Source organism: Bradyrhizobium monzae, assembly GCF_021458635.1.
Taxonomy (GTDB): Bacteria; Pseudomonadota; Alphaproteobacteria; order Rhizobiales; family Xanthobacteraceae; genus Bradyrhizobium.
The window spans coordinates 160,315-184,519 of the sequence record NZ_JAIRDQ010000002.1 but is presented as its reverse complement, the minus strand read 5'-3'; the positions used below and the strand labels follow the sequence as shown (position 1 = coordinate 184,519).

General features: G+C 63.3%; 21 protein-coding genes. 10 read left to right on the top strand and 11 right to left on the bottom strand.

The genetic code is table 11. The features are described 5' to 3' along the window. The first annotated feature begins 203 nt into the window (after nt 1-203). From K3F49_RS10050 to K3F49_RS10025, 6 genes are all read left to right on the top strand, one after another. Nucleotides 204-2,612, top strand: a complete 2,409-nt coding sequence (locus K3F49_RS10050; RefSeq protein ID WP_234680773.1) for a TonB-dependent receptor — start codon at nt 204-206, stop codon at nt 2,610-2,612. A 304-nt stretch (nt 2,613-2,916) separates the two neighbouring features. Then, entirely contained in the window at nt 2,917-5,475 is a 2,559-nt protein-coding gene (locus tag K3F49_RS10045) for a TonB-dependent receptor (protein ID WP_234680772.1), read from the top strand. Between the two features lie 20 nt (nt 5,476-5,495). After that, on the top strand, nt 5,496-6,185 hold the full coding sequence (locus K3F49_RS10040) for a Fe2+-dependent dioxygenase (protein ID WP_234680771.1): 690 nt from the start codon (nt 5,496-5,498) through the stop codon (nt 6,183-6,185). After that, on the top strand, nt 6,182-7,198 hold the full coding sequence (gene exbB, locus K3F49_RS10035; RefSeq protein ID WP_234680770.1) for a tonB-system energizer ExbB: 1,017 nt from the start codon (nt 6,182-6,184) through the stop codon (nt 7,196-7,198). Before K3F49_RS10040 ends, exbB begins: the two co-directional genes overlap by 4 nt. Nucleotides 7,199-7,201: 3 nt before the next feature. After that, on the top strand, nt 7,202-7,663 hold the full coding sequence (gene exbD / locus K3F49_RS10030) for a TonB system transport protein ExbD (RefSeq protein ID WP_234680769.1): 462 nt from the start codon (nt 7,202-7,204) through the stop codon (nt 7,661-7,663). A 10-nt stretch (nt 7,664-7,673) separates the two neighbouring features. Continuing rightward, a complete protein-coding gene (locus K3F49_RS10025) occupies nt 7,674-8,465 on the top strand; it encodes a cell envelope integrity protein TolA (RefSeq protein ID WP_234680768.1) in 792 nt (263 codons plus the stop codon). Nucleotides 8,466-8,628: 163 nt separating this feature from the next. Here K3F49_RS10025 and K3F49_RS10020 read toward each other — a convergent pair whose 3' ends face one another. Together K3F49_RS10020 and K3F49_RS10015 are read right to left on the bottom strand one after the other, a co-directional pair. Continuing rightward, on the bottom strand, nt 8,629-9,942 hold the full coding sequence (locus K3F49_RS10020) for an MFS transporter (RefSeq protein WP_234680767.1): 1,314 nt from the start codon (nt 9,940-9,942) through the stop codon (nt 8,629-8,631). Nucleotides 9,943-10,103: 161 nt separating this feature from the next. Beyond that, a complete protein-coding gene (locus K3F49_RS10015) occupies nt 10,104-11,024 on the bottom strand; it encodes a dihydrodipicolinate synthase family protein (protein WP_234680766.1) in 921 nt (306 codons plus the stop codon). Nucleotides 11,025-11,310: 286 nt separating this feature from the next. Here K3F49_RS10015 and K3F49_RS10010 point away from each other — a divergent pair, with 286 nt between their 5' ends. Then, on the top strand, nt 11,311-12,102 hold the full coding sequence (locus tag K3F49_RS10010) for an IclR family transcriptional regulator (RefSeq protein WP_234680765.1): 792 nt from the start codon (nt 11,311-11,313) through the stop codon (nt 12,100-12,102). Nucleotides 12,103-12,133: 31 nt separating this feature from the next. Here the strand turns inward: K3F49_RS10010 and K3F49_RS10005 are convergent, their stop codons facing one another. From K3F49_RS10005 to K3F49_RS09995, 3 genes are all read right to left on the bottom strand, one after another. Continuing rightward, nucleotides 12,134-12,556 carry a hypothetical protein gene (locus K3F49_RS10005; RefSeq protein WP_234681411.1) on the bottom strand — a complete coding sequence of 141 codons (423 nt, stop codon included), beginning with the start codon at nt 12,554-12,556 and terminating at the stop codon, nt 12,134-12,136. 104 nt (nt 12,557-12,660) lie between these two features. Beyond that, nucleotides 12,661-13,341: a site-2 protease family protein gene (locus K3F49_RS10000; RefSeq protein ID WP_234680764.1), complete on the bottom strand. Its 681-nt coding sequence runs from the start codon at nt 13,339-13,341 to the stop codon at nt 12,661-12,663. 74 nt (nt 13,342-13,415) lie between these two features. Then, nucleotides 13,416-14,282, bottom strand: a complete 867-nt coding sequence (locus K3F49_RS09995) for a LysR family transcriptional regulator (RefSeq protein WP_234680763.1) — start codon at nt 14,280-14,282, stop codon at nt 13,416-13,418. 91 nt (nt 14,283-14,373) lie between these two features. Here K3F49_RS09995 and K3F49_RS09990 point away from each other — a divergent pair, with 91 nt between their 5' ends. Next, nucleotides 14,374-15,285, top strand: a complete 912-nt coding sequence (locus K3F49_RS09990; protein WP_234680762.1) for a DMT family transporter — start codon at nt 14,374-14,376, stop codon at nt 15,283-15,285. A gap of 2 nt (nt 15,286-15,287) precedes the next feature. Here the strand turns inward: K3F49_RS09990 and K3F49_RS09985 are convergent, their stop codons facing one another. The 6 genes from K3F49_RS09985 to K3F49_RS09960 form a co-directional block, all read right to left on the bottom strand. Next, a complete protein-coding gene (locus K3F49_RS09985; protein WP_234680761.1) occupies nt 15,288-15,680 on the bottom strand; it encodes a GFA family protein in 393 nt (130 codons plus the stop codon). Next, a complete protein-coding gene (locus tag K3F49_RS09980; protein WP_234680760.1) occupies nt 15,677-16,834 on the bottom strand; it encodes a serine hydrolase domain-containing protein in 1,158 nt (385 codons plus the stop codon). Before K3F49_RS09980 ends, K3F49_RS09985 begins: the two co-directional genes overlap by 4 nt. 28 nt (nt 16,835-16,862) lie before the next feature. After that, nucleotides 16,863-17,609 (bottom strand): SDR family NAD(P)-dependent oxidoreductase, encoded by a 747-nt coding sequence (locus K3F49_RS09975; protein ID WP_234680759.1) that lies wholly within the window; start codon nt 17,607-17,609, stop codon nt 16,863-16,865. A gap of 15 nt (nt 17,610-17,624) precedes the next feature. After that, nucleotides 17,625-18,356 (bottom strand): SDR family oxidoreductase, encoded by a 732-nt coding sequence (locus tag K3F49_RS09970; RefSeq protein ID WP_234680758.1) that lies wholly within the window; start codon nt 18,354-18,356, stop codon nt 17,625-17,627. 130 nt (nt 18,357-18,486) lie between these two features. Further along, on the bottom strand, nt 18,487-20,316 hold the full coding sequence (locus K3F49_RS09965) for an IlvD/Edd family dehydratase (protein WP_234680757.1): 1,830 nt from the start codon (nt 20,314-20,316) through the stop codon (nt 18,487-18,489). 127 nt (nt 20,317-20,443) lie between these two features. Further along, the gene (locus K3F49_RS09960) at nt 20,444-21,541 is read right to left on the bottom strand and encodes an HTH-type transcriptional regulator GntR (protein WP_234680756.1); all 1,098 of its coding nucleotides are present in this window, start codon (nt 21,539-21,541) and stop codon (nt 20,444-20,446) included. 205 nt (nt 21,542-21,746) lie between these two features. Between K3F49_RS09960 and K3F49_RS09955 the strand changes: the two genes are divergently transcribed. Together K3F49_RS09955 and K3F49_RS09950 are read left to right on the top strand one after the other, a co-directional pair. After that, complete coding sequence (locus K3F49_RS09955; protein WP_234680755.1) at nt 21,747-22,808, top strand: ABC transporter ATP-binding protein; 1,062 nt, start codon at nt 21,747-21,749, stop codon at nt 22,806-22,808. A 57-nt stretch (nt 22,809-22,865) separates the two neighbouring features. Next, entirely contained in the window at nt 22,866-24,179 is a 1,314-nt protein-coding gene (locus tag K3F49_RS09950; protein ID WP_234680754.1) for an ABC transporter substrate-binding protein, read from the top strand. Nucleotides 24,180-24,205 lie beyond the last annotated feature (26 nt).

Here is a 24,205-nt window from a genome sequence, read left to right as displayed (position 1 = left end):
CTGTTGGGTTTGACTGCTTCAATGTGTCGCGCGACATTTCGGCAATTTCAAATTCGCAATATTAGAATCGATTTGAACTAGAGCGATTCAAGTGGTCGCGCAGGCCTCCTCGCATTGACCTGATTTTTCGCGATCGATAGCACCGCATCATCGTTCGTCGCGCATGTTGCGCAATCGACGATCCATAAATGGGGTGCGTTGGAATGGGGCTGGCGGTAGCTCCGCGATCGTTGCGTGCGATCGCGGCAAGAAATTCATTTGAACTCGATGGCAATTCCGGCAAGGCGGTGTCGGCCGTCGCCGGGTTGATTGCGGTGGCGTCGGTGTCGAGCGGCGCGCAAGCGCAGCAATCGAGCCTGCCGCCGGTGAATGTCGATGCGCCCGTCGAGCGTTCGCGTCCGGCGGCCTCGAAGCCAACGCCGGAGCAGGTCCGTGCCCGCAATGCGCTTCGCCGCGCCGCGCAGCGCCAGCAGGCGCAGCAGCAGGCTGCCGCCGCCGCACCGGCGCCGGCCGGCGCCGTCGATCGCGATCCCTATGCCGATCCGGCCGCGCCCTACAAGATTGATCACGTCCAGGCTTCCGGCAAGTTTCCCGAGCCGATGCTGAACACGCCGAAGACGATCACGGTGCTCAGCAAGGAAGTGCTCGAGGACAAGAACGCGACGACCCTGAAGGAGGTCGGGCGCTCGACCGCCGGCGTGACGCTGGGATCGGGCGAGGGCGGCAACGCTTTCGGTGACCGCTTCTTCATCCGCGGCTTCGATGCGCGCAACGACGTCTTCATCGACGGCATCCGCGATCCCGCGGTGTCGATCCGCGAGAACTTCTTCACCGAGCAGATCGAGATTTTGCGCGGACCGGCATCGTCCTATGCCGGCCGCGGCACCGCCGGCGGCGCCATCAACATCGTCACCAAGCAGGCCGGCGACGTCAACTTCAAGCGGATGGACACCGAGTTCGGCACCGACAGGACCAAGCGCGTTACGCTCGACGTCAACCAGGTGATCGACCCGACCTTCGTGGTGCGCACCGGCGGCCTGTTCCAGGACGCCAATGTCGCCGGCCGCAACTACGTGACCGACGATCGCTGGGGCACGTTCCTGTCGACCAAGTACACGCCCACCAACGACATCAAGATCACGACGAACTACGTCCACACCGATCTCAGCGGTCTGCCCGATTTCGGCGTGCCCTATTACAAGCAGGGCAACGTCCCGGTGACGTCGGCCGGCATTCCGCGCGGGACCTGGTACGGCTTCCTCAACCGCGACTTCCAGACCGCGCGGCAGGATTTCGGCACGGCCACCGCGGAGTACAAGGTCAACGAGGCCGTTACGCTCAGCAGCAAGGTGCGCGGCGAGCATTCGCTGCTCAACTATATCGGCACGCTGCCGCAGAACCCGGTGACGACCAACATCAATCCGCTGCTCTGGACCACGACGGCGAGCGCGCAGAGCCGCTACCAGACCGTCGACGTGTGGGCCAATCAGAACGAGGCCACGTTCAAGCTCGACACCGGCGGGGTCAAGCACACCGCGGTGTTCGGCGTCGAATACACCAACGAGAACGTCTCGATCGACCGTTACTCGGGTCTCGCTTCGGAGCTGGCCGGCTCCGGCTTCACGAGCAACGGGGCTCGCTCGGGGATCAATCTCTACGCTCCTCAGTCCACTTATGTCGGTGGCTTCGGCACGCCGTCGCTGACGGGTAACCCGACCCGCTATGGCGTCAACACCAGCAGCGTCTATGTCATGGACACCGCGAACTGGCAGGACACCATCATCGTCAACGGTGGCATCCGCTACGACGGCTACAACATGAGCTCGTCGACCAACGCGGCCTATCTGAAATTGAACTCCGATCTGGTCAATTACAATTTCGGCCTGGTCTACAAGCCGATGTCGATCGGCAGCATCTACGCCGCCTATGCGACCTCGGCCAATCCGTTCGGATCGGAGCTTGACGCGACCGGCACCGATTACGGTGGCGTTCCCGCCAACACGACCGTTCTGCTTGGGCCCGAGCGTAACAAGGCAGCCGAACTCGGCACCAAGTGGGAGCTCGCCGATCGTCATTTGCTGGTCACTGCGGCGCTGTTCCAGACCACGAAGGACAATGCGCGCGAGACCAACGCTGCGGGGATCCTCACCTCGGGCGCGGCCTACAAGATCCAGGGCATCGACATCGAGGCCGAGGGCAAGATCACCGATCGCTGGAGCATCTTCGGCGGCCTGGTGTTGATGCAGTCCAAGGTCACGCAGAGCAACATCGCCTCCAATCTCGGCCTGCAGCTTGCCAACGTCGCGCATCAGTCGTTCAGCATGCTGACCAAGTACAAGTTCGACGACGGCTGGGAGCTGGGTGGGCAGGCAGTGTACCGCTCCAAGGTCTATGGCGGCACGTTTGCGGCGAACACCGGCAACGAGCTGCCGAGCTACTGGCGCTTCGATGCGTTCGTCGAGAAGAAGATCGACAAGAACTGGACCATGAAGTTCTACGCGCAGAACCTCACCAACAAGCTCTACTACGATACGCTCTATCGCAGCGCCGTGCCGTTCGTCGCGGTCGCGCCGGGGCGGGCGTTCTACCTGATCACGACGGCCAAGTTCTGATGAAGTTCTGATTGCGCCGATCCAAACCCGGGATGCCTGCCACGGCAGGTGTCCCACTGCGTCTGCCGCCGATTGCGATGTGCAAGACCCCGGCATCGCAAGGACAAACATCGGGACCCAGTTTAGAACGCTTACAAACTCGAACTTAGAACGATTTCAAACTCGAGTTTAGAATCGTTTTGATCTGGACCGATTCAAAGTGGCTATTGCCGTGACTGCGTTGACCCCCTTTGCCCCGCTCGATACGACCACCGTGTCGCATTGTCGCAATGCGACACGGTACAGAAATGGAATGGGGCGTAGGATGGGAATGGCGAGGACTCCGCGGTCGTTGCGTTCGACCGCGGCACGGACTTCATTGGGCAGCAGTTTCGATGTCACAACCGGCAAGACGGTTTCCACTGTTGCAGGCTTGATCGCCGTTGCGTCCGTCTCAAGCGGAGCGCAGGCCCAGCAAACCAATCTGCCCCCGGTGAACGTCGATGCGCCGAAAGAGCGGCCGCGCTCCGCCGCAGCGAAACCGACACCCGATCAGGTCCGCGCCCGCAACGCGCTGCGCCGTGCCGCGCAGCGTCAGCAGGCTGCAGCCGCGCCAGCGGCCAACCCGAGCCCTGGTGCTCCCGACCGCGATCCCTATGCGGATCCCGCCGCGCCTTACAAGGTCGATCACATGCAGGCCTCCGGGAAATTTCCGGAGAAGCTGGTCGATACGGCGCGCTCGGTGACGGTGCTGTCGAAGGAGGTGCTGGAAGACAAGGGCGCCACGTCGTTGAAGCAGGCGATCCTGAGCACCGCGGGCGTCACGCTCGGCACCGGCGAGGGCGGTAATGCCTTCGGTGATCGTTTCTTCATTCGCGGCTTCGATGCGCGTAACGACATCTTCATCGACGGCATGCGGGACGCTGGCGTCAGCGTTCGCGAAAACTTCTTCACCGAGCAGGTCGAGATCCTGCGCGGGCCGGCGTCGTCTTTCGCCGGCCGCGGCACGGCAGGCGGCGCGATCAACATCGTCACCAAGCAGGCCACGACGGAGGGGAGCTTCTACAACGCGGACACCACGTTTGGCACCGATCAGACCAAACGTGTCACGCTGGACGTCAACCAGGTCGTCGATCCGACATTCGCAATTCGCGCAGTCGGCCTGTTTCAGGATGCCAAGGTCGCCGGACGGGACAGGGTTACCGACAACCGCGACGGTGCGTTCGTGGCGACCACCTGGAAGCCGACCGATGCGATCAAGATCACGAGCAACTACATCCACACCGAATTGACCGGTATTCCGGATTTTGGCGTACCGTACTATCGGCCGAGCGCTACGTCGACCTCCGGTGGTCCGTTCCCGGACTTTGGCGTCAACCGCAACAATTTCTACGGTTTCGTTAATCGCGACTTCTATAGAACCGGCCAGGACATCGGCACAGTCAACGCCGAGGTCCAGATCACGCCCGACCTGATGCTCAGCAACAAGATTCGGGAGTCGCAGTCGACACAGAATTATATCGGCACGCTCCCGGAGTCGCCGAAGCTCGCCCCGGGAGATCCGTTTACGGCCTATACGCTCTCTGCCAACCCGCAAAGTCGCTACCAGGCGACCGACGTGTTCGCCAACCAGACCGAAGCGACCTACAAGTTCAATGATGTCGCCGGCTTCAAGCACACCCTGCTTGGCGGCATCGAATATGACAGAGAACGATCGTCGATTGATAGCTACACGGGCCTTGGCTCCGAGATCACGACGGGGACGACGCCTTTCACCGGCACCGGATCGACGTCCGGCGTCAGCGTGTTTTACCCGCAAGCCACAGACAATCCGTTCCCGATCCCGGCTGGCCTCACAGGCAGGCCGACCAAGATCGGCATCGACACCACGAGCGGATACGTCGTTGATACCGCCAATTACCGCGATCTGCTGATCCTCAACGGCGGTTTTCGCTACGACAACTACAGCCTCAAGACATCTGGATACTCGACGGCTGGCGCCTTCGGTCAGCAGTCCGCGGAGTTCCTGATCCCGAGCTTCAATCTCGGGCTCACGTTGAAGCCTTTGCCGAACGGCAGCGTCTACGTGGCCTATGCCACGTCTTCGAATCCTGTCGGCGCCGAATTCGACGGCACCAGCACGGCCTATGGTGGCATCAATCCGACTTTGGCAGGCGGCAACACCCAGATCTTCGGGCCGGAGAAGAACAAGGCGATCGAGCTCGGAACGAAGTGGGAGCTGTTCGATCGTCATCTGTTGGTAACGGCGGCGCTGTTCCAGACCGAGAAGGAAAACGCGCGCGAGGCGCAGAACATCGGTAGTGCGGCTACCGCAGCGCCACTTGGCTGCATCTACGCTCCCGTGGCTCCCGCGACCACCGTATCCTGCATCACTGCCGGCGCCGCCTACCGCATTCGCGGTATCGATCTCGGCGTGAGCGGCAACATCACCGACAAATGGAGCCTTTTCGGCGGCCTCGTGTTGATGCAATCGGAAGTGACCAAGTCGCTGGCGCCGTCGCCCAACCTTGCGCTTTATCCGACGAATGTCGGCCGGCCGCTCGCCAACATCGCGCATCAGTCGTTCAGCTTGCTCTCGAAGTACCAGTTCAACGATATTTGGGAACTGGGCGGCCAGGCCGTGTACCGCTCGCAAATCTATGGCGGCACCTTGCTTGCGGCCAACCAGGGCACGTCGATCCCGAGCTACTGGCGATTTGACGCGTTCGCAGAGGCGAATATCAACAAGAACTGGCGGTTGAAGTTGGCCGTGAACAACATCTTCGACAAGCGCTACTATGACGCGCTGTACCAGAGCGCTGCGCCCTTCGTGCTGGAAGCACCTGGACGTGCCGCTTATCTGACGATCTCCGCGCGCTACTGATGGAGAGATGACGAGGTGCGATGCTGACATGCATAGAAGGCGTCCTGAGCAAGGATAATGTGGCGGAGTTCCGCCGCATCATTGACGCCAGCGATTGGGAGGACGGCCGTTCCACCGCGGGCGCGCAGTCAGCAATGGTCAAGCGCAACGAACAGTTGCCGCCGGATAGCGAGATCGCGCGCAAGCTCGGCCATCGCATCATCTCGGCGTTGACAGCGAACCCGCGATTTCTGGCGGCCGCCATCCCGCTCCAGATCTTTCCGCCGCTGTTCAACCGCTATGCGGCCGACAGCGGCCATCATTTCGGCCTGCATGTCGATAACGCGATCCGCGGCGACCGGCTGACCGGCCTTCGCATCCGTACGGATCTTTCGGTCACGCTGTTCCTCAGCGAGCCCGAGGATTACGACGGTGGCGAACTTGTGATCGAGGACGCCTACGGTTCGCACGAAGTCAAGTTGCCAGCCGGGGACTGCGTGCTCTATCCCTCGTCCAGCCTGCATCTGGTCACTCCGGTGACCAGGGGGGCGAGGGTTGCGTCTTTCTTCTGGCTCCAGAGCATGATACGGGACAATCAAGCCCGCAGCATGATCTTTGACCTCGACACCGCCATTCAGGCGCTGATGGCACGACTCGGGCGTGACGATCCCGAAACGGTCAAATTGACGGGTATCTATCACAACCTCATTCGCACCTGGGCCGAAGTATGAAGATCACATCTTTCCAAGCAAGCCTCGCTGCAGCCGTGCTGCTGACGGCCACCTGGCTCGCAGCCCCTGTTTCTGCCCAGACACAAGCCCAGCCGGGGGCGCCGGCACGGCCCGTTGCGGCGCCGGCACCTGTGGCGGCTCAGCAGGCCCCGGCGGCTCCCGCAGTCGCGGCACAGCCAAGTGCGATTGCCGCGGCCGCGCCGTCGACGGCCGCCCCCGTGGCGGCATCGCCTGCGGCCGCCGCGCCCAGCGCCACCGAAGCTGCCGTGGTCCCGGCTTCTGAAGCGGGTGGCGCTGCGCAGAAGGCCGGCATCGCGCCGGCCATGAAGGAATTGTCGCCCTGGGTGATGTTCATGTCGGCGGACATCATCGTGAAGGCGGTGATGATCGGGCTCGCCTTCGCATCGCTCGTGACCTGGACGGTCCTCATCGCCAAGTCGATCGAACTGTCGGTCGCTTCCGCCAAGCTTCGTTCGGCGCTCAAGAAGACCGCGGAGGCGCGGTCGCTCGCGGAAGCGCAGATGGCGCTCGGCACGAAGCAGGGCATGTTGCCATCCTTCATCGCCGCAGCTCTGCGCGAGGCGCGGATGTCGGCTGGAATTTCCAGCGATACCGGTATCAAGGAGCGTGCGGCATCGAGCTTTGCCGAGATCGTGCGCGCCGAGGCGCGGCGCATCCGCATCGGCATGGGCATCCTCGCGACCATCGGCTCGACGTCGCCCTTCGTCGGCCTGTTCGGCACCGTGTGGGGTATCATGAACAGCTTCATCGGCATCTCGAAGTCGCAGACCACCAACCTCGCGGTGGTCGCGCCCGGCATCGCCGAGGCGCTGCTCGCCACCGCCATCGGCCTGGTCGCGGCGATCCCCGCGGTCATCATCTACAATCACTTCTCGCGCGTGACGAAGAGCTATCTCGAACTCGTCAGCCGCGCCTCGGGTGCGGCCGCCCGGCTGTTGTCGCGCGATCTCGATCGCAGCCATGGCAGCACGCACTCTCGCGCGGCGGAGTAGGCCATGGCTGTTTCGCTCACCGACAACGATGACGACGACGACTTCTCGGAAACGCATGACATCAACGTCACGCCATTCATCGACGTTATCCTGGTGCTGCTGATCATCTTCATGGTCGCGGCTCCGCTGTCGACGGTCGATCTGCCGATCGATTTGCCGACCTCGAGTGCGACGCCGCAGAAGAAGCCGGACAAGCCGACCTATGTCAGCATCAAGCCCGATCTGACGCTGGCGATCGGCGAGAACACCGTCAAGCGGACCGACCTGGTCAGCTCGCTCGACGGGATCGCGGACATGAGCAAGGACAAATACGTGTTCCTGCGCGCCGACAAGGCCGTGCCTTACGGCGAGTTGATGGGCGTCATGGAAATCCTGCGGTCCGGCGGCTATTCTCGGATCAAGCTGGTGGCGCTCGAAGCACCTCCTGCGGCGGCTGGGCCGACGCAAGGGGCGGTCCAACCCTGACGGCAGCGCGATGTCCGACCCTGTGATCGACACAAAACCATCCCGGCGGCTGTGGATCCTGGCCGCTATTGCCGCGATCGGCCTGCATCTTGGCGGGGCCGCGCTGGCGCTCGCCAATTTGCGTGCGGACGACGGCAACGATGGCCTCGGCGCCAACGGCGCGGAATACGCCGTCGAGATGACCTCGCCAAAACTCCCCGAGACGGATCTGCCGCCGGGCCCGGACAGCGAAGCCTCCCAGTTCCAGCCGCAGCAGATGCAGCAGCAGGCCGAGGTCCACGAGACCGATCTGCCGAAGGAAATCCCTCAGGAAGCCGAAGACCCGGACCGCCTCGTCACCGAGAACGACTCCAAGAAGCCGGTCGAGGACACCACGAAGGTGGCCAAGGTCGAGACCCAGGCGGTCGAGGAGATGCCGAACGCCCAGGAATCGGCGAGGCAGGCCTTGAACGAAGACGCGCGGGAGGACGAGAAGGCGGCTGCGCCCAACCAGGGCATCGGCAAGGACCTCCGCAAGCTGACGGCCGAATGGGGCAAGCGGATCAGTGCCTATTTCGAGCTGCACAAGCGCTATCCGAAGGACAAGAGCAAAACGACGACGGTCAAGCTCAGCCTGGTCCTGAACCGCCGCGGCAATGTCGTGTCCGTTGACGTGGCGGAGTCCTCGGGCGATCCGGCCTTCGACAGCGAGGCCATCTCCATGGTCCGCCGCTCGGATCCCGTGCCGGTACCGCCGGCGGAACTCACGGACGATCAGTTCGCCTTCAGTCTGCCGGTGAATTTCAAGAAGCCGTCAAAATAGGCCGTGTGGCCGTCAGCGCCAGTAGAACCACGACAAGGCAGGCGAAGATCAGCGCCACCGGGAGGCGGCGCAGAGATCATCTCCGAAGGTCGGAAAGCATCGCCCCCCAATTTCGGACGGCGATGCTTTTGCCATTCGGCGGTCGGGCTCGGTCCCGGACGTGTCAGCTCAACCTTCGTCCTGCCGTCTCCGTCGTTGCGAGCACGCAGCCGGCCGTAATCGCACAGCCCGTCATGAGGAATATCGAGATCGGCCAGGAAGCGCCGTTGGCCTGCGCCACGAGGAACGTAGCGATCATCGGCGTCAATCCGCCAATGATATTGGCAAGTTGGAAGCCGAGCGAAATGCCCGTGTAGCGGACGCCGGTGGAGAAGCTTTCCGAGAAGAACGCCGGCTGCACCGCGAACATCGCTGCCAGCGCCACGGCATAGCCGAACACGATGGCCATGAAGAACAGCACCGGATTGGCGGTATTGATCATCCAGAACAGCGGGAAGGCGAATACCGCGGCGAGGCAGGCACCGAAGAGATAGACAGGACGCCGGCCGATCCTGTCCGAGAGCGCACCGAACATCGGTACGGTTACGATGCCGAGGCCGCTGGCCGCGAGCAACGCGATCAGCACGTGCTGGGAGGTGAGGCCGACCGTGCGCGTGGCATAGGACAGCAGGAAGCCGATGACGAGCCAGCCGAGGATGATTTCGCCGGTGCGCATGCCCATGGCGATCAGCACCGGCTTCTTGCCGTTGCGCAAGATCTCCATGATCGGCGCGCGCCGCGCTGCTTGCGGTTTTTGCGCCGCAGCCTCGAACACCGGGCTCTCATCGACCTTGCTGCGAATGAAGGAGCCGACCGCCAGCAGCAGGATGCTGATCAGGAATGGCACCCGCCAGCCGTCGCCGCTAAGGCTGTCCTGCGGCAGGAGGGCAAACACCAGCGTCGATGTAAAGAGGCCGATGACGTTGCCAAGCTGGACGAATGTTCCGAAGAAGCCGCGCCGGTTGGCAGGGGCATATTCCACGATCATCGTGGCGGCACCGCCCCATTCGCCGCCGATGGCGAAGCCCTGTAGGAGGCGCAGCAGAATGATGATGGCCGGAGCGAATAGCCCGATGCTGTCGTAGCTCGGCACCAGCCCGATCGCGAAGGTCGACAGGCCCATGATCGCGAGCGAGGTGACCAACGTCGCCTTCCGGCCGAAGCGATCGCCGAAATGTCCGAACACGACGGCGCCGAGCGGGCGTGTCAGGAACGGGATTGCGAGCGTCGCATAGGCCGCCATGATGCCGGCATAGGGTGACAGCGTCGGAAAGAACACCCGCGGAAATACCAGTGCGGCTGCCGTCCCGTAGATGAAGAAGTCGTAGAATTCGATCGTGGTGCCGACGAGGCTCGATCCCACGACGGTCGCAAGCTTCGAGCGGCCGCGCGCAGGTATGTCGATCGCTCCATCCGCGACGAGATTTTGTTCACTCATGTTTTCCTCCCCTGATGTCTTGCTTGTTTCAATGCACGGGCGGCTAGCCCGATCGCTTCGTTTCGATCGGACAGCCGCTCTCGTCTGCCCGCGAGGGGCAGTCGAGGCGATGTTCGATTTTGGCGTCGGGTCGAAGCGAGCCGCGCGCAATGCGCGCTAATCTAGATGTCGAGGCTCTTGAGGGCCTGGTCAATCACCTTCTTCTGCTCGTCGCTCACGTCATCCATCGGTGCGCGCGGATAGAACAGGCCGAGCCCCTGGCGATGCTGGATGTACTTCACGCAGGCCGGCAGATTGTCGTGTCGCAGCACATTCCAGAGCTTGTTGAGTTTGTTGTGAATGTCGAGCGCGGTGTCGTGATCCTTGGCCTGCACGGCCTTCCATAGCTTGACGCATGTGGCGGGCAGCGCGGCAGTCAGTGCGCTGATCGCACCATGAGCGCCGAGAGCGAACGAAGGATAGAGCAGGGCGTCGATGCCGCTCAGCACGACGTTGCCGGGCGCGACGCTGCCCATGAGATCGGAGACCGATTTGAGATCGCCGGAGCTCTGCTTCATGCCGACGACACCCGGCACCTCGCGCATCACGCGAAGCATCAGCTCGACGCTGAGATAGTTCCAGGGGATGACGTTGTAGATCAAGATCGGAATGCCGGTTTCCTCGTAGATCGCGCGGAAATGCTCGACCGTGTTCTCGGCGCTCGGCTTGAACAGATAGTGCACCGGCGTGATCTGCAGAGCGCCGATGTTGAGATCGCGTAGCGCCCGCATGCGCTCGATCGCTTCCCGGGTGCTGTTGACGATCAGCCCGACGATGAGGGGCTTGCGGCCGCCGAGGGCGTCGTGGCTCGCATGCATGACCCTGGTGAATTCGTCGGCGCCGAGCGTGTGGCCTTCGCCAGTGCTGCCGCCGACCACGATTCCGTTCACGCCTTTCTCGATCGCGAAATTCACCTGCTCCTTGATCGCGGAGAACACGATCTCGCCGTGCCGGTCAAACGGCATGGTGAAGGGCGGCAGGATGCCGGTCAGAACGTCGCGGAGATTGGTGGTTTTGGGCTTCTCAAGTACGGCTGTGGACACAGTGCGCTCCTTTGATCGCGGATCGGGTCAGACCTGGAAGTGAGCGCTCTTGCCGTTCTGATCGCGGGTCGCCCCGGATCGGGAGAGGGCGGTGGTCGAGCGCTTCCTCCAGAACGGTTTGTCCGTCCGGTTTTGACTTCTTGAATGCGCCCAGTGTTGGCGGGGTGATCATCTGTGTCAACCGATATTCGGAATAGAATCCCGGTATACGGGACAATTTAGAATATTTCGCTGTTGTATCCCGTATATGATGATAATATCCCGTATTCCGGAACAGGTGATCATCTTGAACCGCATCGATCGACCCCCGACCACCACGCGCCCGGACGAAGGCCTGAAATCCCTCGTCAAGGTGGTGCGCGTCCTCCACGTGTTCTCGCGCACCGCACGTGCGCTCTCGCTTGCCGAGATATGCCAGCGCACCGGCTATCCCCGCAGTACGACCCATCGGCTGTTGTCGTCGATGCGCGAGGCCGGACTGCTCGATCAAGATCGCAATCGCGACCGCTATCGCCTGGGTCTGAAGCTGTACGAACTTGGCAACACGGTGCTCGCCAACATGGACCTGCACCGCGAGGCGCGGCCTTATGTCGAGGCGCTCGGCCGCCTGACCGGGCAGGTTGTTCATCTCGCGGTGTTCGACGGACGCCATGCGGTGGTCATCGGCAAATCGGAGTCGCAGATCGACGCGACCTCAGGTGCGTTCCTGGAATCCGCGCCGGCCCACTGCACCAGCGTCGGCAAGGCGATCCTCGCGTATCAACCCGACGCCGTGCTCGACACGTTTCTTGCCGAAGGGCTCGCCCGCTTCACCGACACCACCATCACTGATCCCGCCGTGCTGCGACAGGAATTGGAGTTGACGCGCAGCCGCGGCTACTCGATCGACCAGGCCGAGCATCAGCCGGGCTTGAATTGCGTAGCGGCTCCGATCCGCGACTTGTCCGGACGCGTATTCGCCGCCGTCAGCGTCAGTGGCGCGGCGTGGAAGACACCGCCGAGTGATGTGGGGCGGGTTGCGAAGATCGTGATCCACCACGCCGACGCCATCAGCCGCGCCCTCGGTCACGGCGCGTAAAGCCCTGCAGCGGGTGAGTGCGGCGTCCAGTCTAGCGCCAGTAGAACTTGATCGAGACGTAGACCACGACAAGGCAGGCGAAGATCAGCGCCACCGGGAGGGGGCGCTTCTCGGTTCCACCAAACATCGCCGCCCCGAACAAGGCGGCCTTTTTCTGCTTGGGGGCCGGGCGCCGGAAGGCGGTAACATTGTCCGCCACCGGCTCGGCCGGCCGCGTGCGGACGTCGGGCGGGTTCCCGGCGCCGCCCATCTCCAGATAGTAGGATTTGTAGACCTCGGCGATGGTGGCTTCGGCTGCCTCGCCCTCGCTCATCCGCTCCAGCAGCTTCTTGTAGCCGTCGAGGAAGCCCTGTGCGTCCGCAGGCAGCGCCGACAACCCATTCAGCTTGGCCATCATCTTCCACGTGGCGAAATCGGCGCGGGCACGGGTGTCGGCGCGTCGCGCGATCAGCATATCGGCAGCTTTGACCAAGTTGGCCTCTAGCCCTTCGGCTTTGTCTTCAAGTGCAGGATATTCAGGGATCTTCAAGTGCGAGGTCTTGAAGGGAACGCCTTCAACTACGCATTGCCGGTAGCCAAGAGAACAGCTTGAATCACATAACCGGTCAACGTTCGCAGTATTGCTGAAATAACATCAAGATTTAGACCGAACTGGGAACCCGCCAGCGGCAGCAGGATCAGAAGCGCGATCAGGATCATCATGCCGAACGGCTCGAGCCGTGACAGCGGCAAGGCGAGTGTCCGGGGCAACAGTCCGACCGCGACCCGCCCGCCGTCGAGCGGCGGGATCGGCATCATGTTGAAGACCGCCAATACGGCGTTGATCAACAGCGCATTCTTGAGGTTGTCGAAGATCCATTGCGCCGAACTGGCGGGTACCCAGGGCAGCGCATGGAGGGCGAGGCCCGCCGCGAGCGCCAGCAGGATGTTGGTGACGGGGCCGGCCAGCGCGACCCAGACCATGTCCAGCTTTGGATTGTTGAGATTGCGAAAATTCACCGGCACCGGCTTGGCGTAGCCGAACAGGAACGGCGAATGCGCAAACAACAGCATCGCCGGCAGGATCAGCGTGCCGAACGGATCGATGTGGCGGAGCGGATTGAAGCTGACCCGGCCAAGCTGCCAGGCGGTGTTGTCGCCGAGACGATGCGCGACGAAGCCATGCGCGGCCTCATGGAAGGTGATGGCGAGCACCAGCGGCAGCACCCACACCGAGAGGTCATAATAGGAAATGTTCACGTTGCATCTCGCTCGGTTTTGCCTGTCGCCTTGCAGACGACCTGGCCAAACCGGCGGTGCAGCAACGCTTCAGCTCAACATAGGGTGGCCGGTTCCGAAATGCCACGCTGCAAATGATCGGCGAGCAGCACCGCCGGGCGCGATAGGTGCCGTGCGCGGTGGAGACGGATGTCCGCCATGGGCAGCGGCGGCAGGCCATCGCGTGCACCGAGAGGGCGCAGGCGCGACGGCAACGTGCCGGCCTTGACCACGGTGACCGCAAGTCCCTGCGCGGCGATCGATTCCACCGCCGCGAGCGTCCGGCTGACAAAGGCGAGCCGCCATGACCGGCCAGCGCGATCGAGTGCCTCCGCGGCCCATTGGCGGAACAGGCAGCCGGGCGGATAGAGCGCGACGGGCATGGTGTCCTCTGCCGTGGCTCGACACGCGGCGGCAGCTGCCCAGACGGCCTGCTCGCGCCGCAACAGCTCCCCATCGCCACGTCCTTGCGGATGCATGGCGATGACGAGGTCGTAGGTCTCGCCGAGCCGGGCCGGCATCGTCGCGGTCAGCCCGGTCTCGATCTCGACCCTGACGGTCGGACGCTCACTGGCAAAGCTCGCCAGCAGGGGCGGAATGACGATCGTGCCATAATCGTCCATCACGCCGAGGCGGATGACGGCCTCCGGTTTGCGCGCGCGCAACGCGCCGACTGCTTCTGCATGGAGAGCAAGAATGCGCTGCGCATAGGCACGCAGGTCATGGCCTGCGGCGGTCGGCACGACGCCGGCCCGGTTGCGCTGAAACAGCTTTGTCTCGAGCCGTTCTTCGAGGCGCCTGATCTGCACGCTCACCGCCGACTGGGTCCGGTTGAGCTGACTGGCCGCGCGCGTGAACGAGCGATGCTCGGCGACGGCGAGAAAGGCCTTGAGCAGATCGGGATCGAGATCGGGCGCGGTCATGACAAAACGTTATCCCAGCATGACGGAAATTCCATTCCCAGTTTCGGCACCCCCCGTATGCTGTTCCTCAATGCGCTCGACGGGAGGGCTTGTGGGCGAGATTTTCGGCGTTCTGGCTGCGGTGCTGTCGAGTGCGCTGGGTGGCACCTCGATTGGTGCCACCCGCTATCTTGTGACCAGCATCGATCCGCTGGCGATCGGCTCGTTCCGGTTCGGGATCGGCTTTCTCCTGCTGCTGCCGTTGACCTGGTTGCGCGGCGATCGCTGGCCGGAGCGAGGCGACTGGGCCGTTGCCACCGGGCTCGGCATTCTGTTTTTTGCGCTGTTTCCGATCCTGTTCAACGCATCGCTGATCTTCACGACAGCCGCGCGCGGCGCGCTCGCGCTGTCAACGCTGCCGCTGTTGACGCTCGTGATTGGCGCCGCGCTCGGCAGCGAGGCTCTGAGCTGGCGCAAATCGATCGGAGTCGTGGTGGCAACGCTTGGCGTTGCGGTCGCGCTCCTCACCGATCTCAGTTCGGCGCCAGCGGGCGCCTGGCGTGGCGATCTCCTGATGATGGCGGCCGCGCTGTGCATGGCGCTGTACGGCATCTGGTCGAAACCGCTGATCCGGCGCTCCAGCCCAATCGCCTTCACCACCATGAGCATGGCAGCGGGTGCTGCCTGCCTCATCCTGCTCTCGTGTTTCCGCGGCAGCTTCGCGCCCGTCGCTAACTTTGGCACGCCGCAATGGCTCGCGGCGCTTTATCTCGGCGGCTTCGGCGCGGCGCTGACCTTCTATCTCTGGGCTTTCGCGCTGGAGCGGACCACGCCGACCCGCGTGGCGATCTCGGTGACGGTCAATCCGATCACGGCATCGCTGGTCGGCGCCTGGCTGCTGAACGAGCCGCTGCGATGGAATCTCGCGGCCGGCATCGTCGCGGTGTTCGCCGGGATCTGGTTGGCCACGACGAGGGGACGGCGCGTTCGGGCCGCCAGCCTGTCTGCTTCAAGCCGGCCGTGAGCTCACGCCGGGATCGTCCCCGGATATTGCACCAGGCCATCGTCGAGCTTCAGCCAGGCGAGCTTTTCCGAGACCCAGATGTGCTCGGTCGGGGTGAAGGCATTGCGGTCGTCGAAGGTCGTTAGCGCCACGCCGGCCAGCGTGCCGTTGCGCCGCCAGGAGAACAGACGTGTGCCGCAATTCTTGCAGAACACCCGATCGATATTCTCGGATGATGCATAGCGGCCGATGTCACCCTCGACGGTCAGCGCTTTCTGATCGAACTGGGCGCGGGCGAAGTAGGGCGAGCCCATCGCCTTCTGGCACATGCGGCAGTGACAGATGCGCACGTTGAGCGGCTCGCCTTCCGCCTTGAACCGCACCGCGCCGCACAGGCACCCGCCTTCTCTAATCATGCCACCCGCCATTCGCCGACCTGGCGCGCCATGTTCCAGTTGAGCTCATCGAGTTCGCCATCCATGTTGGTATTCGGACGGCTCGCATTGGTGAAGGCGGCCCAGCAGAAGCCGCCATGGGTTCTGACCGCAATGGTGCTGGTGCCGGGCAGGCTGCCATTGTGCCACCAATTGTTTGACTTGTTGATGCAAAAGCCCTTGGCATAGTCCGGGCTGTAGCTGGGCGCTGTGGTCATGACCTCGATGGTGCGCGGCCGCAGGATGTTGGCGGGCCGCGCATAGCCGTCGACATGCATCAGGAACTGCACGAGGTCCGTCGGCGTCGCGATCCAGCCACCATGGGAATCCATCCGCCGGACGTTCATCCCGTAGGGACTTTCGACCTTGCAGTAATAGGCGACTTCGCCGGGCTGACGCTGATCGCTTGTGTTGCCGGCGATCGTCATGTCGGTGACGCCGCAACGGCCCAGAACCTCGGCGCGCACGTGCTCGGCGTAGCGCTGGCCGGTGAGCTTCTCGATGACGCGGCCCAGCACGCAATAGCCGAAATTGGAGTAGGCGTAGTGCTGGCCCGGCGCACGGTCGAGTGGCCGGTTGGCCAGCGTCCACGTGATCAGCTGCGCGTGGTCCATGTGCGGATGCGTGAACATGGGATCGCGATTGTCGTTGGTCCAGCCGCCGCCGGTATGGGTCAGCAGATGCTCGAGCGTGATCTGGTCGATGCCGGGCGAATAGGGCGGCGCGCCGTAATCGGTGCCGAGCAGCGCGCCGGGGCCGAACACGCGGTCGGTGAGCTTGAGGCGGTTCTCTTCGATCAGCCGAAACAGCGTGACCGAGGTGATCATCTTGCTGACGCTGGCGATGCGGAACAGATGCTGCGGCGTTGCGGCTTCATTCCGCTCGCGATCGGCAACGCCAAAGGCGGCCTGATGGACGATCGCACCCGCATAGCCGATCGCAAAGGAGAGCGCCGGCACCTCGAATTTGTCCATGAAGGTCTGCGCCAACCGGCCCATCGTCGTGCGCTCGGCCGGCGTGGGCGGGCGGATGCTCGGCGGGTTGGGCACGAGCTGCGCCCGCACTCGTTGCGAAAGCAACGGCAGCGCGCCTGCGCCGGCTGCGAGCTTCACAAAATCGCGACGTCCGAGGGTCATATGGCCGTCTCCTCGGGCGGCCAATGCCTCAGTAGGTCGCCCGTCCCCCCGAGATATCAAAGACCGCGCCGGTGGAGAAGGCGCAATCTTCGGATGCAAGCCAGGCAGCCATCGCGGCGAGCTCTTCCACCAGCACGAAGCGCGCCTTGGGGATTTTCGACAGCATGAAATCGATATGCTGCTGCGTCATCTGGTCGAAGATCGCCGTCTTCGCCGCCGCCGGCGTCACTGCATTCACGAGAATGTCATGGGCAGCGAGCTCCTTGCCGAGCGACTTCGTCAGCGCGATCAGGCCGGCCTTGGACGCCGAATAGTGCGACGCGTTCGGATTGCCTTCCTTGCCGGCGATCGAGGCGATGTTCACGATCCGCCCGTATTTCTGCTTGAGCATCACGGGCACGATGGCCTTGCAGACGATGAAGGGGCCGTCGAGGTTGATACGCAGCACCTTGCGCCATTCCTCGAGATCGGTCTCCCAGACCGGCTTGTTGACGCCGGCGATGCCGGCGTTGTTGACGAGGATGTCGATTCTGCCGAAGGCTGCAAGCGTCGCATCGCGCGCCTGCTCGACGCCGGCGGTGTCGGTGACGTCGACCTTGAAGACGCGGACGTTGTCGCCGATTTCCTTCGCCGTCTTCTCGGCCAGCGCGGCGTCGAAATCCCAGATCGCGACCTTGGCGCCGGAGGCGACGAGGCGTTCGGTGATGGCGCGGCCAAAACCCTGCGCGCCACCGGTCACGATTGCGACGCGACCCTGGAGATCAATCTTGTTCATGCCGGGCCTTTGGCGTCAGAGCATGTAGCCGCCGTCGACGACGAGGTCGACGCCGGTGGTGAAGGCGCTCTCGTCGCTGCCGAGATAGATCGCCATGTTGGCGATTTCGTCGGCGGTGCCGAGCCGGCCCATCTTCTGGCGGGAGACGAACATCTCCTTGCCCTGCGGCCCCTGGGCTGCGGCGCGATCGAGCATCGAGGGTGTTTCGACCGTGCCGGGGCAGATCGAGTTGCAGCGGATGCCCTTGGTGATGAAGTCGAGCGCGACGGCGCGGGTCAGCAGCGACACCGCGGCCTTCGACGAGCTGTAGACGTAGCGGTTCGCCGGCGGCCGCAGCGCCGCGCAGGACGAGATGTTGACGATGCTGCCGCCGCCGCCGGCGAGCATGTCGGGCAGGAACGCCCTGATGGTCCGGTGCATCGACTTGACGTTGAGGTCGAACGAGAAATCAAAATCCTCTTCCGAGCACTCCAGAATGGTGCCGTGATGCACGAAGCCGGCTGCGTTGAGCAGGATGTCGATCTTGCCGACTCGTTTTGCAAAAGCGTTGACGTCGGCGGTGTTGCGCACGTCGAGCTTTGCGGTCTCGGCGATGCCTTCCTTGGTCAGGCCCGCGATGCCGGCCTCGTTGATGTCGGTGGCGATGACGGTTGCGCCTTCACGCGCAAATGCGAGGGCGCATGCGCGCCCGATGCCTGCCGCTGCAGCCGTGATGACGGCGCGCTTACCCTTGAGGCGGTCTGCCATGTTGTTGTTCTCCTCACCTTGAATTCGATTGCTGTCGTCATTGCGAGCGAAGCGAAGCAATCCAGAATCTCACCGCGGAGACAGTCTGGATTGCTTCGTCGCTACGCTCCTCGCAATGACGGTGTCGCCGTTAGTGATTATCCCGCGCCACACCAAAGGTGCCGGCGACATTCTGGTAGCGCGTGGCGAGCTCCATGCAGGCGCCGGTCGATTGCTGGCCGACGGTGTTGCGGTAGAGCTCCTGCCACGGCGTCTGGTTCGGCGGATGCTTGAAGCCGCCATTGGCCATGAGCTCGGCATGGCGCTTCTTCACTTCGTCGTCCGAGATCAGGATGTTGGCGCTGCCCTTGTTGAGGTCGATGCGGACCTTGTCGCCGGTCTTGAGGATCGCGAGCCCGCCATTGGCGGCGGCTTCCGGCGAGGCATTGAGGATCGAGGGCGAGCCCGATGTGCCGGACTGGCGTCCGTCGCCGATGCAGGGCAGGGCGAGGATGCCGCGCTTGATCAGCGCCGCGGGCGGCTGCATGTTCACGACCTCGGCGCCGCCGGGATACCCGATCGGCCCGGTGCCGCGGATGAACAGCACGCAGTGCTCGTCGATGTCGAGCGAGGCATCGTCGATCCGCGCGTGATAGTCCTCCGGGCCCTCGAACACGATGGCGCGGCCTTCGAAGGCATTGAGGTCCTTCGGGTTGGTCAAGTAACGGTCGCGGAATTCCTTGGAGATCACCGAGGTTTTCATGATCGCGGAATCGAACAGATTGCCCTTCAGCACCAGGAAGCCGGCGTCCTTCACCAGCGGCTTGTCGTAAGCCCAGATCACGTCGTTGTCGGGCTTGGGCGCTTCCTTGCAGTTCTCGCCGATGCCGCGGCCGTTCACCGTGACCGCGTCCTCGTGGATGCGCTTGTGCTTCATCAGCTCGCGCACCACGGCCGGCACGCCGCCGGCACGGTGGAATTCCTCGCCGAGATAGAAGCCGGCCGGCTGCATGTTGACCAGCAGCGGCACGTCGTGGCCGAATTTCTGCCAATCGTCGATCGACAGCTCCACGCCGATATGGCGGGCCAGCGCGTTGATGTGGATCGGCGCGTTGGTCGAGCCGCCGATCGCCGAATTGATGACGATGCAGTTCTCGAACGCCTTGCGGGTCAGGATGTCCGAGGGCTTGAGGTCTTCCCAGACCATCTCGACGGCGCGCTTGCCGGTCTCGTAGGCGATCTGGCCGCGTTCGCGGTAGGGGGCCGGAATCGCCGCGCAGCCCGGCAGGGAGAAGCCGAGCGCTTCGGCGAGCCCGTTCATGGTCGAGGCCGTGCCCATGGTGTTGCAATGGCCGACCGAGGGTGCCGAGGACGCCACGATCTCCATGAACTCTTCATAGTCGATCTCGCCGGCGGCAAGCCGCTCGCGCGACTTCCAGACGATGGTGCCGGAGCCGGTGCGCTCGCCGGCATGCCAGCCGTTGAGCATCGGGCCGCCCGACAGCACGATCGCGGGCAGGTTCACGGTCGCCGCTGCCATCATGCAGGCCGGCGTGGTCTTGTCGCAGCCGGTGGTCAGCACCACGCCGTCGAGCGGATAGCCGTAGAGGATCTCGACCAGGCCGAGATAGGCGAGGTTGCGGTCGAGTGCCGCGGTCGGACGCTTGCCGGTCTCCTGGATCGGGTGGGTCGGGAATTCCATCGCAATGCCGCCGGCCTCGCGGATGCCTTCGCGGACACGATGGGCCAGCTCGATATGATGCCGGTTGCAGGGGGAGAGGTCGTTGCCGGTCTGGGCAATCCCGATGATCGGCTTGCCGGACTGCAGCTCCGCACGCGTGAGGCCGTAGTTCAGATAGCGCTCCATGTAGAGCGCGGTCATCCCCGGATTATGCGGGTTGTTGAACCATTCCTGCGAGCGAAGGTGGCGGCGGGTGCCGTTACCGGCGGGCGCATGCCCATTGGTTGGCTTTTTTGTCATTGGATTCTCCTTCAATGCAAACGCACGGGCCGACGTCCGGGATGCCGATCGGTGCGATGCCCGGCAGCGCGAGCATGTAACAACGGCCCGCCTGCTGGCGAACGTTCCCTCATGGCAGCGATACTAATCATGGGTCGTTGGTAACGCTATCATTTTGTACGGCTGGCGCCCATTCCGGCGTGCGCGGGCCGGCTGCCGGCCGCTGCGTCTGCGAACTCTGTCGCTCGATCACTGTAAATCCGAGATCGAGCACGGGCTCCTCGGGACGCTTGCCTTCGATCGCCTCGATCAGCATCGCTGCAGCAGCGCTGCCCATTTCGTAACGGTTGGTCCGCACGCTCGTCAGCGTCGGCACCGACGAGGCCATGAATTCAAGGTCGTTGAAGCCGACGATCGCGATCTGCTCGGGGACCGCGATGTCCCGGCGCCGGCATTCGAACAGTACGCCGAGCGCGAGGTCGTCATTGGCGCAGAATACCGAATCGATGCCGGGCTCGCGCGCGAGCAGATCGGCGAACAGCGCGCCGCCGAGCGTCACCGAGGTCGGCGTCGCCGTCGTCACGATCAGTCTTTGGTCGAACAGGCCGGCGTCCTTCATGGCCGCGACATAGCCGTCGAGCCGGCGCTGCACCCGCGGATCCATGCGCGCGCCGATGAAGCCGATCCTGCGGTGGCCCTGCGCGAACAAATGAGCAATCGCCGCGCGCGCCGCATCAAAATGGGAAAAGCCGATCATCATGTCGACCGGATTGGGCCCGATCTCCATGATCTGCACGATCGGGCAGTCGGCCGCCTCCAGCATCGCGCGCGATTCCGTGGTCTGGTCGATGCCTGTGACGATCAGTCCCGCCGGCTTCTGCGCCAGAAACAGGCGCAACAGTTTCTCCTCCTGAAGAATACTGTAGCGTGTGTTGGACAATTGAATCGAGTAACGGCTGTTTTCAGAGGCGTCATAGATGCCGCGCAGCACGTCGGAGAACACGTTGTTCGTCAGTGACGGAATCAAGACACCGATCACTTCGGTGCGCTGCGAGGCCAGCGCGCGTGCCGCAAGGTTGGGCACATAGCCGAGCTCCCGGGCCGCGCTTTCGACCCGCGTCCGCTTGGCGACCGATAACGCCTCGGGATTGCGGAAGAAGCGGGAGGCGGTAATCGGGCTGACGCCGGCGAGCTCGGCGACTTCCGCCAACCGAATCTTGCCGGACTTGGTGCGCTTTCGACCCATTTGTTGCTCTTAACACAGCCACTCCTGCAAACAAAGGATCGTTGACAGCGCTACCAGCAACGACTAACCAAAGACAAATTGCCAAAGCCGCACAAACTGCCGACAATGTTGCCTGTTAAGAGGGGCTTCGGGTCGGCGAAGTTCAGAAAAAACAAGACGGTGGCGGCGCCACAGTTGCGTCGTCTAAGTCGGAGGAGGGAGCTAGATGTCGTCTGTGCAAATCCGCGACGTGCGGAAATCGTTCGGCAATTTTGAAGTCCTGCACGGCGTCTCGATTCCGATCGAGGACGGCCAGTTCGTCGTCCTGGTTGGTCCTTCCGGCTGCGGCAAGTCGACGCTTCTGCGCATGCTCGCAGGCCTCGAGAACATCACCTCCGGCACGATCTCGATCGGCGACCGCGTCGTCAACAATGTCCAGCCCAAGGAGCGGGACATTGCGATGGTGTTCCAGAACTACGCGCTTTATCCGCACATGACGGTCGGCGAAAACATGGGCTTCTCGCTGAAGCTGCGCAACGCCGGCTCCGACGAGATCAACAAGCGCGTCAAGCGCGCCGCCGAAATTCTCGCGCTGACGCCGTTGCTCGAGCGCTACCCGCGCCAGCTCTCCGGCGGCCAGCGCCAGCGCGTCGCCATGGGCCGCGCCATCGTGCGCGATCCCCAGGTGTTCCTGTTCGACGAGCCCTTGTCGAACCTCGACGCCAAGCTGCGCGTCGCCATGCGCACCGAGATCAAGGAGCTGCACCAGCGGCTCAAGACGACCACCGTCTACGTCACCCACGACCAGATCGAGGCCATGACCATGGCCGACAAGATCGTCGTGATGCATGACGGCATCGTCGAGCAGATGGGCACGCCGCTCGAGCTCTATGACAAGCCGGAAAACCAGTTCGTCGCCGGCTTCATCGGCTCGCCGGCCATGAATTTCCTGAAGGGGCATGTCCGCGTCAACGGCGTTGCGACCTTCGAGGGGCCGAACGGCGTCAAGCTGCCGCTCAGGAACGCGCCAGCTAACTCGGACGGCAAGCCTGTGGTCTATGGCGTCCGTCCCGAGCATTTCACGATCGCCGACGACGGTGCCGACGCAGAGATCGTCGTGGTCGAGCCGACCGGCTCGGAGACGCAGGTGTTTGCGAAGGTCGGCGGCGAGCAGGTCGTTGCGGTCTTCCGTGAGCGTCACCAGTTCAATCCGGGCGACAAGGTCAAGCTGAAGCCCGACCCGGCGCTGGTGCATCTGTTCGATGAGGCGACCGGTAAACGCATGTAGCGATATTACGCGACGTAAGACGACCAAATACAAAATAGAAAATTCAGGGAGAGAACGATGAGCCATTTCGACAGGCGTAGTGTGCTTAAAGCCAGCCTGGGCGGCGCAGCTTTGCTCGCGGGCCCGGGGATCGTCCCGGTGCGTGCTGCGGAGTGGACCAACACGCCGGAGCCGAATGCTTCCATCCGCGTGTTGCGCTGGAAGCAGTTCATCCAGGCCGAGTTCGACAAGTTCGCCGAGCAGACCAAGAAGTTCTCCGAGAAGACCGGCATCAAGGTGAAGCTCGAGGCCGAGAGCTGGGAGGACATCCGCCCCAAAGCCGCGGTTGCCGCCAATGTCGGCGCCGGTCCGGACCTGATCATCGGCACGCTCGACGATCCCTTCAAATTCCCCGAGAAGCTGATCGACGTCACCGACGTCGCCGACTATCTCGGCAAGCAGTATGGCGGCTGGTATCCCGTCGCCGAGCGCTACGGCAAGAAGGGCAACAACTGGATCGCCATTCCGCAGGGTGCGACCGGCGGCTGCCTGAACTACCGCATCAGTCACGTGAAGGCCGCGGGCTTCGACGAGTTCCCCAAGGACACCGACGGCTTCCTCAAGCTGTGCCAAGCCCTGAAGAAGAACAACACGCCGGCCGGCTTCGCGCTCGGCCATGCCACGGGCGACGCCAACGGCTGGTGCCAATGGGCGCTGTGGGCGTTCGGCGGCAAGGTCGTCAACGACAAGAACGAGGTGGTGATCGATTCTCCGGAGACGATCGCCGCACTCGAATACGTCAAGCAGCTCTACGCGACCTTCATTCCGGGCGTGCTGTCGTGGAACGACTCGAACAACAACAAGGCGTTCCTCAACGGCGAACTCAGCCTGACCCTGAACGGCATCTCGATCTGGACCGTCGGCAGGAACTCCACCGATCCCAAGCAGCAGGAGATCGCCAAGGACATGAACCACGCGCCGATGCCGATCGGGCCCGTGGGCGTGTCGACGGAGCAGCAGAACGTCCTGGTCTACTACGGCTACAAGCACTCGAAGTATCCGAAGGCGGTCAAGGAATACATCAAGTTCATGATGGACAAGGAGAATTACGACGCGTGGGAGGTTGCCTCCAACGGCTACGTCTCGCCGCCGCTCCCGGCCTATAACGACAACCCGGTCTGGACCTCCGATCCCAAGATCACGCCGTATCGCGACTGCCTGAAGCGCTGCCGCGACAACGGCTATGCCGGCGATCTCGGCTACGCCTCGGCCGCCGTCATGGGCGACTTCGTCGTGGTCGACATGTTCGCGGAGGCGGCCTCCGGGCAGGCCACGCCGAAGGAAGCTGCGGCGCGAGCCGCAGAGCGCGCCAAGCGTTACTATCAGGTCTGATCAGCCACAGGCGGCGGCGTCCGGGT

Coding starts and splice junctions, on each gene's coding strand:
- K3F49_RS09975 (WP_234680759.1), bottom strand. CDS start 17,609: ATGAACAAGATTGATCTCCAGGGTCGCGTCGCAATCGTGACCGGTGGC.
- K3F49_RS10005 (WP_234681411.1), bottom strand. CDS start 12,556: ATGCTGATCGCGCGACGCGCCGACACCCGTGCCCGCGCCGATTTCGCC.
- K3F49_RS09965 (WP_234680757.1), bottom strand. CDS start 20,316: ATGACAAAAAAGCCAACCAATGGGCATGCGCCCGCCGGTAACGGCACC.
- K3F49_RS09950 (WP_234680754.1), top strand. CDS start 22,866: ATGAGCCATTTCGACAGGCGTAGTGTGCTTAAAGCCAGCCTGGGCGGC.
- K3F49_RS10050 (WP_234680773.1), top strand. CDS start 204: ATGGGGCTGGCGGTAGCTCCGCGATCGTTGCGTGCGATCGCGGCAAGA.
- K3F49_RS10040 (WP_234680771.1), top strand. CDS start 5,496: ATGCTGACATGCATAGAAGGCGTCCTGAGCAAGGATAATGTGGCGGAG.
- K3F49_RS09985 (WP_234680761.1), bottom strand. CDS start 15,680: ATGATTAGAGAAGGCGGGTGCCTGTGCGGCGCGGTGCGGTTCAAGGCG.
- K3F49_RS09960 (WP_234680756.1), bottom strand. CDS start 21,541: ATGGGTCGAAAGCGCACCAAGTCCGGCAAGATTCGGTTGGCGGAAGTC.
- K3F49_RS10020 (WP_234680767.1), bottom strand. CDS start 9,942: ATGAGTGAACAAAATCTCGTCGCGGATGGAGCGATCGACATACCTGCG.
- exbB (WP_234680770.1), top strand. CDS start 6,182: ATGAAGATCACATCTTTCCAAGCAAGCCTCGCTGCAGCCGTGCTGCTG.
- K3F49_RS10045 (WP_234680772.1), top strand. CDS start 2,917: ATGGGAATGGCGAGGACTCCGCGGTCGTTGCGTTCGACCGCGGCACGG.
- exbD (WP_234680769.1), top strand. CDS start 7,202: ATGGCTGTTTCGCTCACCGACAACGATGACGACGACGACTTCTCGGAA.
- K3F49_RS09970 (WP_234680758.1), bottom strand. CDS start 18,356: ATGGCAGACCGCCTCAAGGGTAAGCGCGCCGTCATCACGGCTGCAGCG.
- K3F49_RS09995 (WP_234680763.1), bottom strand. CDS start 14,282: ATGACCGCGCCCGATCTCGATCCCGATCTGCTCAAGGCCTTTCTCGCC.
- K3F49_RS09980 (WP_234680760.1), bottom strand. CDS start 16,834: ATGACCCTCGGACGTCGCGATTTTGTGAAGCTCGCAGCCGGCGCAGGC.
- K3F49_RS09955 (WP_234680755.1), top strand. CDS start 21,747: ATGTCGTCTGTGCAAATCCGCGACGTGCGGAAATCGTTCGGCAATTTT.
- K3F49_RS10025 (WP_234680768.1), top strand. CDS start 7,674: ATGTCCGACCCTGTGATCGACACAAAACCATCCCGGCGGCTGTGGATC.